Raw genomic sequence first — 18,792 nt, 5'->3', positions numbered from 1 at the left:
GCGTCTTTTATAACAGGCAAATAAGACACTGATGTGACGAACTAACGACAGCCTACGAATTTACTAGCGGATTCAATGATTAGTCTGGATCAACGTAGGTCCATCACACCGTACCAACCAATTTTTTAAGATATTGATATGATTATACTTATTACTTTTTTCTTTATCCTACTGTCAGGTTCAGTTCATGCTTCAGGCTTACAGTCATGTGCGTTCATACCAAAACAAACGGAACAAACCCCCTACCCTGAAATTGAGGTATTTCATCACTGTGCCTCTTATCAAAACAAACACCTAGAAATATCGGATAAACACTGGAGCAAGTTAAACTTCGACGAAAACCAACTAACAACTTTGTTTACCCAAGGCCAGTATTTTTACCTTAAACCCGATAGAAGCTACCTGCCTGTTATCACTTACGACAATGGGGCCGATTACTTTCAAGAGGGTCTAACTAGGTCTTTATTAAACGGCAAAATAGCCTTCTACAATCATGATTTTGAGTTAGTTTTGGCAACTGATTTTGATTGGGCTTGGCCATTCCAAGATGGAATAGCCAGAGTGTGTCGCGGCTGTGTCGTTACTCAAGTTGATGAAGAGCATACTGGATTAACTGGCGGTGTCTGGGGCTATATTGATAAACAAGGGAATCAGGTTGATCCAGCAAGATAGGCTACAACGGTTGCAAACACTCATTATCACAAAAAACAATATCGTTTCCACTTTAAACAATTATATAGACAAACATTATTTCTCTATTATCAAAATGCCTTTATTTGTTAAAGGCTGCTCTTAGGCTACAAGAGCAATAACAATAAAAATGGAGAACAAGTATGTTTAAAATCATTAATACCATCGCAATTTGCTCCACACTTCTACTAAGCAGCGTTAGTGTTTTCGCCGCTGATAAAAACCCTAATAGAGATGATCGCTTTGAAACGAAATTTGTCTACGAGTCACGTGTGACGATAGACAAAGATCGAGTCACTGTTGGACAAAGCAAGTATGGTGAACGCGGCATTATTTGGATCACTGGTGGCGAATTTGAAGGCCCATCTCTAAAAGGTGAAGTTATTTCTGGGGGCGGTGACTGGCAGCTCGGTAGGCCTGATGGTAGTAGAGAATTAGAAGCCAAATACGCTCTTAAAACCGATGATGGCTTCATCATCCTAGTACAAAATAAAGCCATCATCAGAGCTCAACCTACCGAAAATGACCCAAAACATAACTACGCTAGAAGTGTGCTTAGCTTTGAAGCGCCGATCGGAAGCCCTTATGAATGGATGAATAAATCAATATTCTTAGGGACGGTAGACCTTGCAGATAACTACAACGAAGACCCTGCGGTGATCATTCGCGTCTGGCAACTTCTTTAATATCAGCGTCATTCATATTTTTAGAAAGCTCCGGCATTTATGCCCTGTCGGAGCTTAATTGATTCAAGGTTCTATTTTGTCGAATCAAACTTAAACCTGCCAATACAACAACCCCTAATACTAACCACGACCCAATAATGACTCCTGTCCAACCATCTACTTGCCAGAAGGGATCAAGATAAAACCCACCTAGGCTAGCACCAAGATAATAGAATACTAGGTACAAGGAAGAGGCGCTGGCTTTAGCGTGCTTAGCATTGCGGCTAACAAAACCACTGGCTGTTGAGTGGCATAAAAAGAAGCCGAAGCTGTTGATCAATAATCCGGCAATAATCGCTAATAAAGATCCTCCCAATGTGACTAACGAGCCAAACATAAAAATACAGGTGCCAAGCACCATAATATTTGGCTGGCTCCAGCGTTTGGCAAGCTTGCCCGAAATAGCGGAACCTAGTGTGCCAGACAGGTAAGTTAAGAAAAGCAGCCCTACGTATTTCGCGGTAAGATTATACGGCTCGGCTTCTAACACGAAGGTCACGTAACTGTATTGGTTAATAAAAATAAAGAAACTAAAACCTCCGATGAAGTAACTGGTTAATAAACGACGGTTCTGCAAATGACTTTTCATGTTCGTCAGGATATGACCAACACGCAGTGGTTTTGCTTCAAAGTGCTGTGATTTTGGCAGTAGAAAGAAAAAGGCCAATAAACAAATCAGGCTAATCGCACTCATCACACCAAAGGTCGCTGATCGCCCCATCCATTCGCCAACAAACCCACCGATAAGACGGCCACCAATGCCGCCTAGGGTGTTGCCGCTAATGTATAAGCCAACGGCTACCATTAAGGCTTCAGGCGTGTATTCATCCCCCAAGTAAGCAACAGCAATCGCAGGCAACCCCGCCAAGAAGAACCCTTGTAGGCCGCGCAGCAATAATAAGGCTTCATAAGTTTGTACTAATGATAAACAAAAAGTGGTTAAGGTAATGCCGACCATGGTCATAACCATAATCCCTTTGCGGCCTAATGCGTCTGAAATTGGACCGTAGAAAAGTAAGGAGATGCCCAGTGTCAAAGTAGTAATAGTAAAGCTACCGCTGGCTTGCAGTGGCGTAATGGAAAATTCGTTGGCAATCATTGGCAACAGCGGCTGAGTCACATAAACGTTGGCAAAAATCATAAAAGAGCCAATGATGAGTGCCACTGTGCCTCGCAAAAAAACAGAACTACCCACTTCTATCACAAACATTCTCCTACTATCGCAGCAGCATCAAACGGGAATGACGCCCGAATAAAACAATAAACTATCGTGATACTATACGCTTAGAAAAATAATCAATAAAATATATCCATCTTATTCAATCCATAAGGATTATTGATGGACATTAAACCGCTGCGCTACTTCATTGCCATTGCAAAAACCGAGAGCTTCACCAAAGCCGCGCAACAGCTTGGTGTTGCTCAGCCCGCGGTGAGTATGGCGATCAAGAAACTAGAGACGGATTTGGGTTTGACCTTAATTCATCGAGCCGATCGCAATATCGGACTCACAGACGAAGGCAAAAAGCTGCTGAACCATGCTGAAAAAATCATCCAAGCCACCGACGATGCCCTGTTAGAGATGAGTGAGCTAAAAGGATTGAGCCAAGGCGAAGTGCGCGTTGGTATTCCGAGTATGCTCGGTTCCTATTACTTCCCACCGATTCTGATGGCATTTCGTCACAAGTACCCCAGCATCACCTTAAAAGTCATAGAAGGTGGCACTTGGCAGTTACAGAAAATGCTCGAAAACGGAGAGTTGGACCTTAGCGTTATTGTTGCAGAAACGCTTCCTGACAGTTTGGAAACGCAAGCGCTGATTCGAGAAGAAATGCTGGTAACCATTGCGACGGATCACCCTTTCAGCCAGCTAGACAAAATCTCTCCTGACGACTTTTTTAATGAAGAGTTAGTGATGTTTAAAGAAGGCTACTTTCACCGCCGTATTGTCGACAAGCTAGCAAAACAGTGTAAAAAGACACCTAAAATTGGTTTTGAAACCAACCTGATTCCACTGATCAAATCCATCACTCAGCAAGGCTTCGGCATATCCACCCTACTTGCCATGGTGATTGAAGAGGACGACGACTTAATTACTCGCTCTTTTGATCCGCCAATCTGGCTAGATCTCGGTATTGCTTGGCGTAAAGACAGTTACCTATCGAAAGCCAATCGCGCCTTCTTAGAGTTTGTCAGTGAACACGGACAATATAAACGCTAAGCAAATAAAAATGCCTGCCCCACACGAAGGCAGGGGCAGGCATTTACAATATTCAAAGCGGTTTAGTGAAATAAACGTGCTTCAAGCAAAGATGAGCTCTTAAAGCGATGCAAGCTTTTCGCACCAGCCAGAACAGCCAAATCAAGCACAGGTTCAAGTAAAACAACACTTAAATACGCCATACCAAACGTCGCCACAGACGCTAAGTTTTCGGCGCCGAAACCTTGGCCATAAAACGCCCAAAAAGCCACCCAAGCAACAATGCCACCTTGGTAAGTTAAAGACAGTTTCAGTGCTTGCTTGTAGCTGATATCTACATAAGCGGTACTATCGGCAATCGTACGACGAGCAACGGCAGACATAGCAAACAGAGGCAACAACAAGGTGGTGACGTTCATGCCATATTGAGGTAAGTCAAATGGAGCAAATAATATCCCTTGCGTTAATAGACCTAATATCAAGCCAATAGAAGCAGCGGCAGGGCCAAAGATAAGGAACAGCGTAGAGCCTAATATGAGATGCACTTCGGACACACCAACAGCGTGATGAGGCAAGAGTTCAAAAAAGGCAAAGACAAAAAGTGTGGTTAACACACTACGACTGATTAAAGACATTAGACCGTCTTTTTTGATCATATCGATAGACGCTTTCGCAGAAAAGCCAAATGCGGCCAACGCGGTCGCGTAACTCAAAACAATTTTCGCGCCATCAACGACGCCAGGTTCAATATGCACTATGTGCCTCCAAAAAATGTTTCATACTCACCCGTATGATTCAAATTAGCGGACTTTTACATGGCAAAATTTGCCCATAGAAAAAGTCCTGATCAATGAAGGCCGGTCTCCGGACTGATAAGTGTTTGGTCGATCTGTATTTATTAATCCCCTCGTTCCTTCCCATTAACGATATATCTATCTATTAACAGTGGAAGCGAGAAAAATACACCACTTATTTACCGTTGCGGGGGCAGTACAGGCTTTGCTTTTTTAAAAACTCACCTGTTTCCCGTTTCACCCGTTAGGGCACCTTCACAAGAACTGGTATTCATTTTCTTAATGCAAGATTAATAACCGATTACCAGAGATTCGAAGCGTAAGGTTTAACCTGAATTTAAGCAACTAAAGCGATGAAAATAGTGAGGGGCTAACAAATGCCTTTCATACAAAGAAGAAAGGCATTCATCTAGGTTTATTTTTCTAGAAATTTTTTAAGACGGTTTGCGTCCAGATAAAGAACTACGAGCATTCATACGCGACTCAATATTCTTCAGCAAAGACGTGCGATGAAAAATAGTACCGCCAATAATCCCAATCGCACTACCAATAGAAATATCGACTAATCGATGCTCTAGTAAAACAGCAGTACTCATATTCGCACTGGTAAATTCAGCCATAATCACAGTCAGCGGCGTAATAAAAATCACGGCAGCACCATAGTTTTTGACGATCAGCAGCTCTACAACGAATTGAAAGATGATCATGCTTAGTGCTAAAACCCAATAATTCGGTTGCAAGGAAAACAAACACCAAGCGACCCCCATACCCAGCGCGGTTCCTACGATTCGATGAATATTTCGGTGCCAGATCATACGATAAGTCGCACCTTGTAAAATAGCGGCACAGGAAATAGGCACCCAAAGCGCATTAGGTAACGCTAACAACACAGCCAATAAATAAGAGAAAGCGATAAAGAAAGCCACTAACGCCCCTTCTAAAATAATCGCATTTACTTGAGAATCGATTTCCACTTTTGTAGCAGGTAACTCATTTGCTCCAGTCATCAGGCTATAAAAAAACGCCAAACCACATGACAACATGCCACCCAAGGCTACCATGCCAATATTCGCCGACCAACGGCCTAAATCAAACGGCAAGTAAATCGCCAAAGCAGAAACGAGAATAAAGAAGAAGCTGCCTGGAGGCGGTAGACAATAATATCGAGTAATCACAATCGCACCGAAAGACAAAAGTCCAAGAGCAAATGCCGCAACATAAGGGTTAAAACTGGAAAGTGAACCAATGGTAAAACACACCATAAAACCAAAAGAACACATAGCGAGTGTCACCATGCGATGCGCCGTTCGAGTTTTAGGTAAATATAAAATAACCATCGCCCCCAAACTAGACAACGTCGCCAAGGCAAATTGATCTGTTGCTGCACCAATCAAGGCAGGAATACCAACACAAACAGCAGCAAGGACAGCCAGGTGCCAAGGACGCTTAACGTCACTCCATGCAAAAAGGCCTTTAATCTGGATAAATAACTTATTAGACAAAAACATACCCCGCAAAAAATGTTTAGTAGATAAACAGTATATCAGCATTATCTGAGCCTAATAGTGAAAAAATAACAGTAAATAGCTGAGTACTCTGCGATAAAACAGAATTCCTATCCTTAACGATGAAAAAAACTAATCGGTTAATATTTAATAAATTTTTATATTCTTTTCATTCAAAAAACTTATAATCGGTTTGTAAGGATTTGTAAAATTTTAAATATAAAAACAACATTTTATGAAAGGACACATCATGAACCTGATTCGCACCCTCTTATCCTTTTTAATGAAGGACAAAATAGTGGCGTCACCCAGCTTTAACCGCTGGTTAGTTCCACCCGCTTCGATCGCTATTCACTTATGTATTGGTTCTGTTTATGCGTGGAGTATTTTCAATCCAGCACTAACAACTGAATTTGGTGTTGTTACTAGCGCAGCAGAAGACTGGAGCCTAAGCAGTGTGGTGTGGATCTTCTCTGTGGCCATTGTATTTCTTGGTCTATCTGCAGCAATTGCAGGTAAATGGCTTGAGGAAGTAGGCCCTCGTTGTGTTGGTGTAACAGCAGCATTTCTTTGGGGCGGCGGTTTCATTATCGGTAGCGTAGGGATATCAACACACCAATTATGGCTGGTGTATTTGGGCTATGGCGTTTTGGGGGGTTGTGGCTTAGGCCTTGGTTATGTATCCCCTGTTTCGACTCTACTGCGCTGGTTTCCTGATAAGCGCGGTATGGCAACAGGTATGGCGATAATGGGTTTTGGTGGTGGCGCTATGATTGGCGCCCCTTTGAAGTCTTTTTTATTAGAAAAATTCGCGATTGCACCAACTTACCTTGGACCTGAATCAGCTGTAAATCTAATTACTGAAGGCGGAAAGCGCTTTGCAGAAATGACAAGTGGCAAATTAGAGGTTGTTATTGCCAGCGCTTCTGAAGCGGCAAAGCTGCCGACTCCTGGTGAAGCGGGTGTTTATGTTGTTGGTACAGGTGACACTGGTGCTTCCAGCGTATTTTTAACACTGGGAATTGTCTACTTTATTATCATGATCATTGCTGCCTTCGCTTATCGTGTTCCACCTAAAGATTGGAAACCGGAAGGTTGGACACCACCAGCAAAAGATGCAGCAAACACCATGATCAGCCGCAATAATGTACACATTGATCAGGCCTTAAAAACGCCTCAATTTTGGCTGTTATGGGTTGTATTGTGCTTTAACGTGACCGCTGGTATCGGTGTAATCGGTATTGCAAAAACCATGATGACGGAGATATTTGGTTCTACTCTTCCCACTGTCGCTACTGCAACATTTGCTGGCACATACGTATTGATGATTTCTGTGTTTAATATGTGTGGTCGATTCTTTTGGGCATCTACTTCCGACTTCATTGGACGCAAAAACACCTATCACTGCTTCTTTGTCCTTGGCACGCTTTTATACCTTTCCATTCCTTATGCAGCTTCTGCGGTAAGCGCGGACCCTTCTGTAACTTGGTTAGTGATGTTCTACGCAGCAACCATGATTATCTTCACTATGTACGGCGGTGGCTTTGCCACTATACCTGCTTACTTAGCGGATATTTTTGGCACGCTACACGTTGGTGGCATACATGGCCGATTGCTAACTGCATGGGCAACAGCTGGTGTTCTAGGGCCTTTCGTTATCACCTACCTAAGAAATCTTTCGGTTGAAAATGCGATTACCGACCTGGTTAACAAAATAGACCCGACCGCGTTCGAACAAAAATTTAACGCGTCCGTTTCCCAGCTAAATGAGCTAATCGCAGCTAAGTCAGTGACCGTCGCCAAATTGATGGAAATCGCTCCAGCCGGGACTATCGACCCAACGTCTAGCCTCTACAATACAACTATGTATGTTATGGCTGGATTGTTGGTAGTTGGCTTCTTCGCGAACTTAATGGTCCGTCCAGTAAAAGAAAAGCACCATGTAGAAAACACACACCCGAACCTCTAGTCGTTAACATAAACGTACAGTCGGTGACAAAGTGTAAAGGCAACAAGACAAATCATGTCTTGTTGCCTTTTCTAGAAAATGTTCCGATCAATCGAACAAGTTCACACTACTTTTCGGAGTGTTCGAATTTTAAAAGCTCGTTCTCAGTCATTGTGGAGCAACAAAAATAAAGACAACTATAATAATAAAAGCTTTATCAAATGCTGTACTCATCTGATTAGAAGCATACTTTAATAGAAGGAACAACTTCATGATTAAGCGTATAAAATCCATGCCTATCACACATCAACTAGGTGTTGCTGTGTTCACGGTTTCTATTCTCTGTTTTAGTGCATTGAGCTGGTTAGCATCTAATAAATCCTACGACGGTTTTATGACCAGCATCGACCACGAACTACAAACTAGCGCTAACCAAGGCAGTATGTTGCTTGATTTTTATTATGAAAATCTAGAAAGCAATACAGACAGATTAGCCGATATATTTTTCACACTTTTCCCCAATGGAATCACAGTAAGTGATTCAGAAACGGTAAAAATTGGCGAATACGACAGCCCTTTGGCAACCAACTCAGGCGAAACCATTAATTTAAACTTTGATAAGCCAGACCAGTTTACAAAAATGACAGGCGGCACAGCGACGGTTTTCATTCGCTACGGTGATGACTTTCTTCGCGTCAGCACATCCTTGAAAAAAGAAAATGGTGACCGTGCTTTCGGCACTTTATTAGGCAAAGGTCACCCTGGTTATCAAACACTTATCCAAGGTAAAACATACTCTGGTCCGGCAGCACTATTTGGCCGCAACTACATGACAAAGTACGTTCCCTTTAAAGATACCGCAGGTAAAGTAGCTGGTATTCTTTATATTGGTTTTGATTACACTGAAGGGCTAAAAAGCTTAGAACAAGAAATCAATACCCTATCCTTTGGAGAAACAGGCAAAGCCACTGTTATCAGTTTAAAAGAAGGCAAAGACTTCGGCAGAGTCGTTATTGATTCCAAGAATAAAGGTAAGCTATTTAGTGAAATAGGCCTAGCCAATGCAGAAAAACACTTAGAGTTAATGAAAAAGCAAGATACTGGCACATTTTTCACCCAACAAACCATCAATGGTGTCACTAAAGAAAACATCATGTCATTTCGTCATGCCGAAAACTGGAATTGGGCGCTATTAACAGGAGGTCCGGTAAATGAATTCACCGTGGTCGCTAACTCTGTTCGTAATAGCTTAATCATCATCTCACTCATTTGTGCGACCATTCTTGTAGCTCTGATTGCCTTTATTACTCAGCGCATTCTTTCCCCTTTAAAACGTGTTGGTCAAGACTTGCAAGAGCTAGGTAATGGAAACCTTTCAACACATCTTTTTGAAAATGGGCACAATAACCAGATTCATAGTCGCAATGAAATAGCTATTCTGTTCGAGCACGGACGAAATACCATCAAACAATTACGCTCCATGCAAATGGAAGTAAGAAGCAGCATGGAATTACTTGCCAGCTCCAGCCAGAAAGTACAAAAAACTGCCTCACAGGCTTCAAAAGGTATGACCAAACAGCAAGTTGAAACAGACTTGGTTGCTACCGCCATGAACCAGATGGTTATTGCCGTTGAAGATGTGTCAAAAAATATCACAGAGACAACGAATGAAACTCATAAAGCCGACGAAGAAACTCGAGCAGGTACTCAGGTAGTCAATAATGTTGCTACCGATATGCAAGCACTAGCTAAGGTCATTGGCCATGCCTCTTCCGTTATGCAAGAAGTTGAAAAAGAAAGTGTAAACATTGGTTCCGTACTTGATGTTATTCGCAGTATTGCAGAACAAACCAACCTGCTGGCGCTTAACGCGGCCATTGAAGCAGCTCGCGCAGGTGAACAAGGCCGAGGTTTTGCCGTTGTTGCTGACGAAGTAAGAACGCTGGCAACTAGAACTCAAGATGCGACATCTGAAATTGAAGGTATGATCGACCAACTGCAAAAACTGTCTAAAACAGCTTCTATTGAAGTTATCAGTGGTCGTGACCAGGCAGCAGGAAATGCGGAAAAAGCGATTGAAGCAAGCAAAGGATTAATGAAGGTTACAGAGTCTGTTAGCTTAATAAACTCTATGTCTATTAACATCGCCAGCTCAATTACAGAACAATCTGCCGTGGCTGTCAGTGTTAATGAAAACATATCGAACATTCGCCACGTATCAAATGAAACTGCTGATGGCGTAAAAGAAATGATGGCAACAACCCAGACTCTTTCTGAGGTATTAGAAAAATTGAAGATTTCAGTAAATAGATTCTCTCTGTAACTTCAGCCCTGAAACACTTAGTTTGTTTGCAAAAAAGGGAACAGCCAATGGCTTGTTCCCTTTTTCATGAGTTTAAGAAGTCTTGTAAAATCTATTTAAAAATTTTATCAGACCAAACCGTCAAACCTGCCGCCACACTTCCAAAGTGGTCACCATCCAATACAGGAATGTCACCGATATTCGCTTGAATTGCATCGCGAATAACTGGCGATTTAGCCGAGCCCCCCGTCATATAAATGAGGTCTGGTTTCTCACCCGCCTGTTCAATGGCTGCTTTCATTAAATTCAGCATTTTCTCTAATGGAGAAGCAATCGATTTCGCCAATTGTTCGCGAGTAACATCAGCACCTAAAGCGGCTTCAATATAATCAAGTGAAGCAAAATAGTTCTGGGCGTCGGACAACGCAATCTTCGCCTCTTCCGCACTGCGAACAATATGATAGTTATGCTTTTCTTCACGCATTCGCAAGAAACGCTCAATCAATTTTGGTTCTGCCGCATCCACTCGTAGCTGATGCATTTGGTTCTTCGTTTCCATACTATTGAAGGTCGCAATAGCAGAAACATCATTGGTTGTGATGGCATTCCAATAAAGTTGCGTCGGCATTGGCAAGCCTGTTTTTAACAATGACTCCATACCAAACAGCGGCATTAAATGCTTACCTGCAATCTGAATATCTAAATCATTACCGCCAATCCGCTCACCGGTATGCGCTAAAAAATCATCACGACGATCTTCTTTTTGTAGATAATCAGGGCCCATACGAACCATGGCGCAGTCCGTAGTACCACCACCGATATCCACAACCAATACCGTTTTATTTTCGGTAAGCTTTACTTCAAAATCCAAACCAGCTGCAATTGGCTCATAAAGAAACTCGATTTCTTTAAAACCAGCACGCTTGCCTGCTGTCGTTAGAATCTCCAGTGCTTGGCGGTTACTGACTTCCGCATCAAGGCCTTGGAAGTTAACAGGACGACCAATAACAGTGTGAGTAATGTCAGCACCCAGGCTTTTTTCTGCGCGCTGTTTGATGTTCTGCATCATCACAGTGACAACGTCTTCAAAAAAATGTATGTGCTCGGAACGCAGTCCTGCGCCGCCTAGAAATGACTTAGGTGATTTTACGAAGTAACCTTCTTCAGGCCATTGGAAATATTCGTCAAATGCCGCGCGACCAAAAAATAACGTTTGATCTTCATCCGCAATGTCTTCTTCATAACGGGCTCGTTTTGCCCTTGTTAACGCGTTCATTCGCAATTCTGCAAACGCTTGCCTTGACTGAATATCTGGCAGCCCTCTTCCGACCGCTTCAGTAATTAAATCTCGATCTAAAGCATACAAAGTAGAGGGTAAAAATGCATGTTCTCCTTCTAAAGCGACCAAACGCACAGCCGAATCTTGCACAATACCTAATGCACAATTCGATGTTCCGTAATCAAATCCACAAATCATCTATACTCTACCTATCATCGCTCATAAAAGGGCCGCGGACGATAACAGAAAGATCCAAAAGTATCAAAGCCATCAGGAACACCAAGAAAACATTTATTGGGTAACACAAAAAACTGCAGTGAAATTACACTGACTCATATAGAATATACTCTGTGTTTATAATTGCAGTTACCACTAAGCTCAGGAGATCTTAAATGCATCTTTCGCTACAAACCAAAATAACCCTTCAGTCCATTATTGTGGCTGTGATCATTGCGATCGGAATCGGAGGTGTCTCTTTTTACGCCTTCAAAAGCGACAGTGATGCTCGCATAAAATCTGAAGTAAGCTCTCAAGCTAATGCTATCTCTACTTATATTAATAGCTGGTCTAATGATCGCATCAGCGCAATGCAAGCCGTCAAACAAAAGATAGAAGCCTCTTTACAAGACAACCCTGACATAAACGAAAAAGAGGTTCTGGATATTCTCCAACAAGCCCAAGCCAGCCTAGGATTCGGCATGACCTATTTGGGCATGGAAAACGGTGCCATGTATCGTCATGATCCATCACTGAACAGCGCAGATTACGACCCTCGTAAACGCAGCTGGTACATTGATGCGAAAGCCAAAAACAGCGCCTACATAACGGCACCATATATTTCGGCCTCCACCAAAAAGCTTTCAATGACATTCGTAGAGCCTATAACCGTTAACGGGAAGTTTATCGGCGCTATCGGCGGTTTGGTATTTCTAGACAGTGTATTGGATAGCATTTTGGCCATGAAAGTAGCGGGTGACGGCTACAGTGTCTTATTTGATGGCGACGGTAAAATTATAGCTCACCCCAATACAGATCGTATTTTGAAAGATGCTACGAATTTATCACCGATATTAAGCAATGACTTTTTTAAAGGCGTTGGCACTAAAGCTAAATTTACCGAGCTAAATATAGACGGCAAAGATATCGATATGTATGCCAGCAACATTAAAGGCAGCCCTTGGGTTTTAGGGTTGATGATGAACAAAGACGTTCTGAATGCCCCACTTGTTAGCTTGGGTACAAACATTATTATCGCGGTATTTATTTTGCTTACCATCGCAATACTCGTAGTGGTTCAAGTAACTCGATTCTTGCTTAAAGATTTACGTCGAGTGTCTGACAGCATGGCGCAAATAGCACAAGGGGATGGCGATCTAACACAACGCTTAACGGCCAGTTCTAAAGATGAAATCGCCGTATTGGTCGATAACTTTAATAAGTTTGTCGCGCTATTGCACGGAACTGTGTCACACCTTAAAAAAATTGGTCATGATCTAGCTGACCAAGCCAGTGCCGCCCACGATTCTTCGAGAAACAGCTCACTGAAACTAGAAGAACAACAGCACAATATCTCTATGGTGGCGACGGCCATTCATCAGATGGCACAAGCGACACAAGAGATTGCGGGCAATGCGACTAATACCGCCATCAATGCTGATGAAACCGTAACCGCGAGCAATATCGGTCAAACTCAGGTACTAAAAAGCCAAGAAAGTATTCGAACACTGGCTGCTGATATCCAAGGCGTGGCAACGGTTATTAATGACCTCAGCAAAAATGCAGATGGCATCAATACCATCTTAACGACCATTTCAGGCATCGCAGAACAAACTAACCTATTAGCCCTGAATGCTGCCATTGAAGCAGCGCGAGCTGGCGAACAGGGCCGTGGCTTTGCCGTGGTGGCTGATGAGGTTCGAGTTCTGTCTCAACGTACTTATAGCTCGATTGAAGAAATTCAAAAAATGATTGAGTCGCTGCAAAAGATCACTAAAGACGCCGTGGGCAAAATTCAGTTAAGTCATACTAGAGCAAACAGCAGTGTTGAAGATGTTAATCAGGCAAAAGAAAGCCTAGATAAGATTCAGCAGTCTGTTACAACGATCAACGACCGCGCGGCACAAATTGCAACGGCCACCGAAGAGCAAACCAGTGTCACCGCAGAAGTGAATCAAAATACGGCCGACATACAACAAGGTTCAACCGAATTGGTCGTTCTTGCAGCAGAGAGCGCCGCTCGAGCTGAAGAACTTAAATCTCTAGCAGATGACCTAACGAAAAACATTAATAATTTTAGAACTTAATAAACGGATATCAATAAAAACGGCCTATCAGATTTACCTGATAGGCCGTTTTTATTTCTCTAACTATTATGCTTTCGCAACAGATTACACTAGTGGTGAAACGCCAATAATCGCTTGATGAAGATAAAAAACGATAGCGAACCACGATACCATAGCAAAAACAAAAGCAATCAAGTTCGTTGGGACAGTGGATTCTTCAGAGGTTTTATAGACAACGCCAGCCTTACGATCTCGTCGACGATAAACGGCAAAGCTCACAATAGACCAAACCAAGAAGCTTCCAAAGATAATCATATCCGCTAAAGTACCGTTACTGATTAAATGCGCGAAAGCCCATAGCTTGACCGCGATTAACATGGGATAGCCCATTTTGTTTTTCAGCGATGTATTTGGCACTAACGCAGAACCAACGAAGAAAAGCGCAACCAGCACCAGCAAGCCAGCTAGATGGCGAGTCCAAACAGGAGGAAACCACAACCACACAGGCTCAAGGCGAACTTGCATATAGCCCATTACAATAAAAGCAGTAGCCAGTAACGTAATCATGCCAAAACGCATCTTCCAGCGCATAGCACCATGAGCCGTCATGATCTTCTCTCGCCATTGCGGAGCAACCAAGCGAACAGAATGCAAACAAAAGAAAATGACCAAACCTAAAACTAAAATCAACATATAAACTCGATTCCTAAACTAAACAGTAAACAAAATTCAGTACTGCTATTCTTGTTGCAAAGCAGCATCCCTAGGGACAAAAAATATTGGAGATAAGAGTACCTTGTTTTCAAAAATTGAAAAGCACTTTCCTAACGCTGAATGTATGATTAATGCCGCAATAAAGCCCACCCATCTAATTAAAAGACCACAAAAAGCATGGCAAGCGTTAAGAAAAGCCGAGTAAAATACTTTTTCCGACAGAAAAAACCTATACTGCTATTTCCTACTGATGATACAAGGTGACACTTTTCTAGAATGGCAATCAATACAGGCGATCTAAATAAGCTTGGCGACGAAAAAGTCACAAGTCTTGGTAATGATATCCTTGCTGCTATTTTACATAGCGCCGAAGACTTGATGACCGGGCAAGGATGGCTAGAAGGCATCAATAAGCTCTTGGCCGAACTAGGAAGAGCAACCACCGTTAGTCGCGTATGGATTTTTCAAACCTTAGATGTTCAAAATGATTTCATTATTCAAGACTATGCATTCGAATGGTATTCAGATAAAAAATATAAGCAAATCGGTTTACCCCATTTCAACCACTTTAAATCTCCACTGATTGAACCTGAATACATCTCTTTAATTAAAAGCCGACAAAAAGGCGAGTATCAAAGTGTCGTCACAGAGAAACTGCCTGATGCATGGCTAAAAAACCACCTTCGTAGTCAGAAAATAAAGTCCATGCTGACCATACCGATTATCATCGAGAACCAATGGTGGGGGACACTGGGTCTCGACGACTGCGAAAGAGAATACAGCTGGTCAGCTAATGATATTACGCTACTCAGAACCGCCAGCTACTTTATTTCCAGCGCTATTGTCCGTGACAATCACAGAACAAAACAACACCAGCTTGATATTCTAAAAGAAAACCTTTCCTGTAGTAGTTGGGAATTGGACAGCCGACGAGGCCACTTTTGGTGTACTTCTGAAGTGCTGAACCCAAATAAAAAAATCGCTAGCCGTCAATTATTTACCTTCAAGCAATGGCTTAAACGCATTCATCCAGAGCATAGAAAACCTTTCCTTAAAACGGCTAAAGACTTCTTAACATCTTCAACACCGACACTTCGCTATGATCTAAAAATCATGCGTTCGGATGGTGAATATCGCTGGATAGAAGTTTCCTGTAATGCGATTAAAAATGAAACAAAATTAAACCACACCATTGCCGGTATTTATTGGGATATCACTCAAAGAAAAATCGACGAAGAACGACTACTCCTAGAAGCCACTACGGACTCGCTCACTGGCTTGATAAATCGTCGTAAACTCCAAGGTATTATCAGGGCTCAGTTTGAACAATTTACCCGCGATCAACAGCCCTTCATCTTGGCGATGCTCGACATTGATTTTTTCAAGAAAATCAATGATCAATACGGACACAATGTTGGAGATAGCATACTGACTCACTTTGCTCAGCTTTGTAGCCAACTGATACGCCCACCAAATGTTCTTGCCCGCATCGGCGGCGAAGAATTTGCTATTGTCATGCCAGATACAAATCAAAGTATCGCCCAGAATCAATTAGAAACCTTATGTCGACAAGTAAACCAAATACCATACAGTCACCAAGGAAAAAGCATAAATTATTCAGTTTCGATTGGCTTTACTATAATTGAAGACACTTCAACTCAGGCTAACGATGCCTTTGACGCCGCTGACAGGGCCTTGTATCACGCAAAACAAACTGGCCGAAACAAGGTTATGCTTGGATAAACGGACCTCAAAATTTACTATTAAGCCTTCTATTTCACCGTTCACAAAAACTCAATGAGGTAGAATACAAAGGCTCGAAAAAATCGCATAAAAGGAACAATTCAAGATTCAATTAAAAAAGACAGTCCACGCGGTAGAAAAACGCCCCGTCTTTGCACTAGAATACGCCTTTTTACGGACAGGCCTGTTGCCATGATCAAGACACCTTATTACCTTATTGATAAAGCGGCTCTTCTGAAGAACCTAGAGAAGATCGCTTATGTGCGCCAACAGTCCGGAGCCAAGTCTTTGTTAGCTCTTAAGTGCTTTGCGACATGGTCTGTATTTGACCTAATGCAAGACTACATGGATGGCACCACGTCTTCTTCCCTGTACGAAGTCAAACTGGGAAAAACCAAATTTAAAGGTGAAACACATGCTTACAGCGTCGCCTATTCAGACGATGAAATAGCAGAAGTGTTGGATCACTCAGACAAAATCATTTTCAACTCCATTGGACAGTTCAATCGTTTTAAAGAAGCCAGTAAAGACAAGACTCGTGGTTTACGTGTTAACCCACAAGTCAGTACCTCTGAGTTTTTGATTGCCGATCCAGCTAGGCCTTTTAGCCGTCTTGGCGAATGGGATCCGGAAAAAATCGAAACAGTTATTAACGATATCTCTGGTTTTATGTTCCACAATAATTGTGAGAACAACAGCTTTGAACGCTTTGATGAGATGCTAAACCTTATCGAAGAACGTTTTGGTCATTTGATTCAACAAGTAAAATGGATCAGCCTTGGTGGCGGTATTCACTTTACTGGTGATGACTACCCAATTGATAAATTCTGCCAACGTTTAAAAGCGTTTGCTGAAAAATACGACATTCAGGTCTATTTAGAACCAGGTGAAGCCAGTATCACCAAAAGCACCACATTAGAAGTGACCGTACTAGACACATTGTTCAACGGTAAGAATTTAGCGGTCGTTGATAGCTCCATCGAAGCTCACATGCTGGATCTGCTGATCTATCGTGAAAATGCTAAAATGGCACCTTGTGATGGCGAACATGAATACATGATTTGTGGGAAGTCCTGTTTGGCTGGGGATATTTTCGGCGAATTTAAATTTGATAAAACACTGCAAGTGGGTGACCGCCTGTCTTTCCAAGACGCAGCGGGTTACACCATGGTGAAGAAGAACTGGTTTAACGGTGTTAAGATGCCGTCTATTGCCATACGCCAATTGGATGGCAGCATCGAACTTGTTAGGGAATTCGGTTACCACGATTTTGAGCAGAACTTGTCTTAATTCTGCTTCGATTACTACTTTGGAGAAAGCACTACCATGAAAAAAAATGTTCTCATTATTGGCGGCGGAGGCGTGGCACAAGTTGTGGCACACAAATGCGCCCAACACAATGACACACTGGGCAATATCGCAATTGCTTCACGCAGCGTTTCGAAATGCGACGATATTGTAGCCAGTGTCCTCGACAAAGGCAGCATGAAAGTAGAGGGCCGCATTCAAGCATTCGCCCTAAACGCTCTTGATGTGCCAGCTACCGTTAAACTGATTCAAGAAACAGAATCCCAGATTGTTATTAACGTTGGTTCAGCGTTTATCAATATGTCTGTTCTTGAAGCTTGTATGGAAACGGGAGCAGCTTACTTGGATACTGCTATCCATGAAGACCCAGCAAAAATTTGTGAAACACCACCTTGGTACGCCAACTACGAATGGAAACGTCGCGACGCTTGTAAAGAAAAAGGCATCACCGCCATTCTAGGTGTGGGCTTTGATCCAGGTGTTGTAAATGCCTACGCAGCACTTGCCTATAACCATTACTTCGACAGCGTAAGTGATATCGACATCATTGATATCAACGCGGGTAGCCACGGCAAATATTTCGCGACTAACTTCGACCCTGAGATCAACTTCCGTGAATTTACCGGTGTTGTGTACTCATGGCAGAATCGCGAATGGAACGTCAACAAGATGTTTGAAGTAAGTCGTACAGATGACCTGCCTGTAGTAGGAAAGCAAACGTCTTACATGAGCGGCCATGACGAAGTACATTCGATTTCTCAAAACTTAAATGTACCAAACGTACGTTTTTGGATGGGTTTTGGTGAGCATTACATCAACGTATTTACTGTATTACAAAGCCTAGGACTGTTGTCTGAACAGCCAGTTAAAACGGCAGAAGGCTTAGAAGTTGTACCGCTTAAAGTCGTTAAAGCCGTGCTTCCTGATCCGTCTTCCCTTGCTCCTGAGTACACAGGTAAGACTTGTATCGGTGATGTTGTTAAAGGCATCAAAGACGGCAAAGAAAGAGAAGTATTTATCTACAACGTAGCGGACCACAAAGACGCTTACAACGAAGTGGGTAGCCAAGGTATCTCTTACACCGCTGGCGTTCCACCAGTTGCTGCTGCCATCCTAGTTGCTAATGGCACTTGGGATGCAAAAGAAATGCGCAACGTAGAGCAGCTTGACCCAAGACCTTTCTTAGGTTTATTAAACGAAATGGGCTTGCCGACTCGCATTAAAGACGAAACAGGTGACCACCCTTTCACGTTTTAATTGCTAATTTAAGATTGGCAACTAAAAAAAAACCAGAGCCTGAAA

At 42.5% G+C, this 18,792-nt stretch carries 14 protein-coding genes and 1 riboswitch; of the genes, 9 read left to right on the top strand and 5 right to left on the bottom strand.

What is annotated here, in order from left to right:
- Nucleotides 1-138: 138 nt before the first annotated feature.
- Together KDW99_RS06085 and KDW99_RS06080 are read left to right on the top strand one after the other, a co-directional pair.
- Entirely contained in the window at nt 139-672 is a 534-nt protein-coding gene (locus KDW99_RS06085) for a WG repeat-containing protein (protein WP_255828401.1), read from the top strand.
- Nucleotides 673-833: 161 nt separating this feature from the next.
- Nucleotides 834-1,376 (top strand): DUF3237 family protein, encoded by a 543-nt coding sequence (locus KDW99_RS06080; RefSeq protein ID WP_255828400.1) that lies wholly within the window; start codon nt 834-836, stop codon nt 1,374-1,376.
- A 37-nt stretch (nt 1,377-1,413) separates the two neighbouring features.
- Here the strand turns inward: KDW99_RS06080 and KDW99_RS06075 are convergent, their stop codons facing one another.
- Nucleotides 1,414-2,619, bottom strand: a complete 1,206-nt coding sequence (locus tag KDW99_RS06075; RefSeq protein WP_255828398.1) for an MFS transporter — start codon at nt 2,617-2,619, stop codon at nt 1,414-1,416.
- Between the two features lie 135 nt (nt 2,620-2,754).
- On the opposite strand from KDW99_RS06075, the gene KDW99_RS06070 reads away from it, so the two are divergent.
- Nucleotides 2,755-3,636 carry a LysR family transcriptional regulator gene (locus KDW99_RS06070; RefSeq protein ID WP_255828397.1) on the top strand — a complete coding sequence of 294 codons (882 nt, stop codon included), beginning with the start codon at nt 2,755-2,757 and terminating at the stop codon, nt 3,634-3,636.
- Between the two features lie 62 nt (nt 3,637-3,698).
- Here the strand turns inward: KDW99_RS06070 and KDW99_RS06065 are convergent, their stop codons facing one another.
- Entirely contained in the window at nt 3,699-4,370 is a 672-nt protein-coding gene (locus tag KDW99_RS06065) for an energy-coupling factor ABC transporter permease (RefSeq protein WP_255828396.1), read from the bottom strand.
- An 83-nt stretch (nt 4,371-4,453) separates the two neighbouring features.
- A riboswitch (cobalamin riboswitch) is annotated at nt 4,454-4,681 on the bottom strand.
- Nucleotides 4,682-4,843: 162 nt separating this feature from the next.
- Nucleotides 4,844-5,917 (bottom strand): FUSC family protein, encoded by a 1,074-nt coding sequence (locus tag KDW99_RS06060; protein WP_255829262.1) that lies wholly within the window; start codon nt 5,915-5,917, stop codon nt 4,844-4,846.
- Between the two features lie 295 nt (nt 5,918-6,212).
- Between KDW99_RS06060 and KDW99_RS06055 the strand changes: the two genes are divergently transcribed.
- Entirely contained in the window at nt 6,213-7,883 is a 1,671-nt protein-coding gene (locus KDW99_RS06055; RefSeq protein WP_255828395.1) for an OFA family MFS transporter, read from the top strand.
- Between the two features lie 250 nt (nt 7,884-8,133).
- On the top strand, nt 8,134-10,185 hold the full coding sequence (locus KDW99_RS06050) for a methyl-accepting chemotaxis protein (protein WP_255828394.1): 2,052 nt from the start codon (nt 8,134-8,136) through the stop codon (nt 10,183-10,185).
- Between the two features lie 91 nt (nt 10,186-10,276).
- On the opposite strand, the gene yegD is transcribed toward KDW99_RS06050, so the two are convergent.
- Entirely contained in the window at nt 10,277-11,641 is a 1,365-nt protein-coding gene (yegD, locus tag KDW99_RS06045; RefSeq protein ID WP_255828393.1) for a molecular chaperone, read from the bottom strand.
- Between the two features lie 194 nt (nt 11,642-11,835).
- Here yegD and KDW99_RS06040 point away from each other — a divergent pair, with 194 nt between their 5' ends.
- Nucleotides 11,836-13,746: a methyl-accepting chemotaxis protein gene (locus KDW99_RS06040; protein ID WP_255828391.1), complete on the top strand. Its 1,911-nt coding sequence runs from the start codon at nt 11,836-11,838 to the stop codon at nt 13,744-13,746.
- A gap of 84 nt (nt 13,747-13,830) precedes the next feature.
- On the opposite strand, the gene KDW99_RS06035 is transcribed toward KDW99_RS06040, so the two are convergent.
- Entirely contained in the window at nt 13,831-14,418 is a 588-nt protein-coding gene (locus tag KDW99_RS06035; protein ID WP_255828390.1) for an NnrU family protein, read from the bottom strand.
- A 297-nt stretch (nt 14,419-14,715) separates the two neighbouring features.
- On the opposite strand from KDW99_RS06035, the gene KDW99_RS06030 reads away from it, so the two are divergent.
- The 3 genes from KDW99_RS06030 to KDW99_RS06020 all read left to right on the top strand — a co-directional run bounded on the left by KDW99_RS06030 (nt 14,716) and on the right by KDW99_RS06020 (nt 18,747).
- Entirely contained in the window at nt 14,716-16,182 is a 1,467-nt protein-coding gene (locus KDW99_RS06030) for a sensor domain-containing diguanylate cyclase (protein ID WP_255828389.1), read from the top strand.
- Nucleotides 16,183-16,374: 192 nt separating this feature from the next.
- Nucleotides 16,375-17,472 carry a carboxynorspermidine decarboxylase gene (gene nspC / locus KDW99_RS06025; RefSeq protein WP_255828387.1) on the top strand — a complete coding sequence of 366 codons (1,098 nt, stop codon included), beginning with the start codon at nt 16,375-16,377 and terminating at the stop codon, nt 17,470-17,472.
- 36 nt (nt 17,473-17,508) lie between these two features.
- The gene (locus KDW99_RS06020) at nt 17,509-18,747 is read left to right on the top strand and encodes a saccharopine dehydrogenase family protein (protein ID WP_255828386.1); all 1,239 of its coding nucleotides are present in this window, start codon (nt 17,509-17,511) and stop codon (nt 18,745-18,747) included.
- Nucleotides 18,748-18,792 lie beyond the last annotated feature (45 nt).

The organism is Marinomonas rhizomae (assembly GCF_024397855.1).
Lineage (GTDB): Bacteria > Pseudomonadota > Gammaproteobacteria > Pseudomonadales > Marinomonadaceae > Marinomonas > Marinomonas rhizomae_A.
The sequence above is the reverse complement of the archived record's forward strand: the minus strand, read 5'-3'. Positions and strand labels throughout refer to the sequence as shown.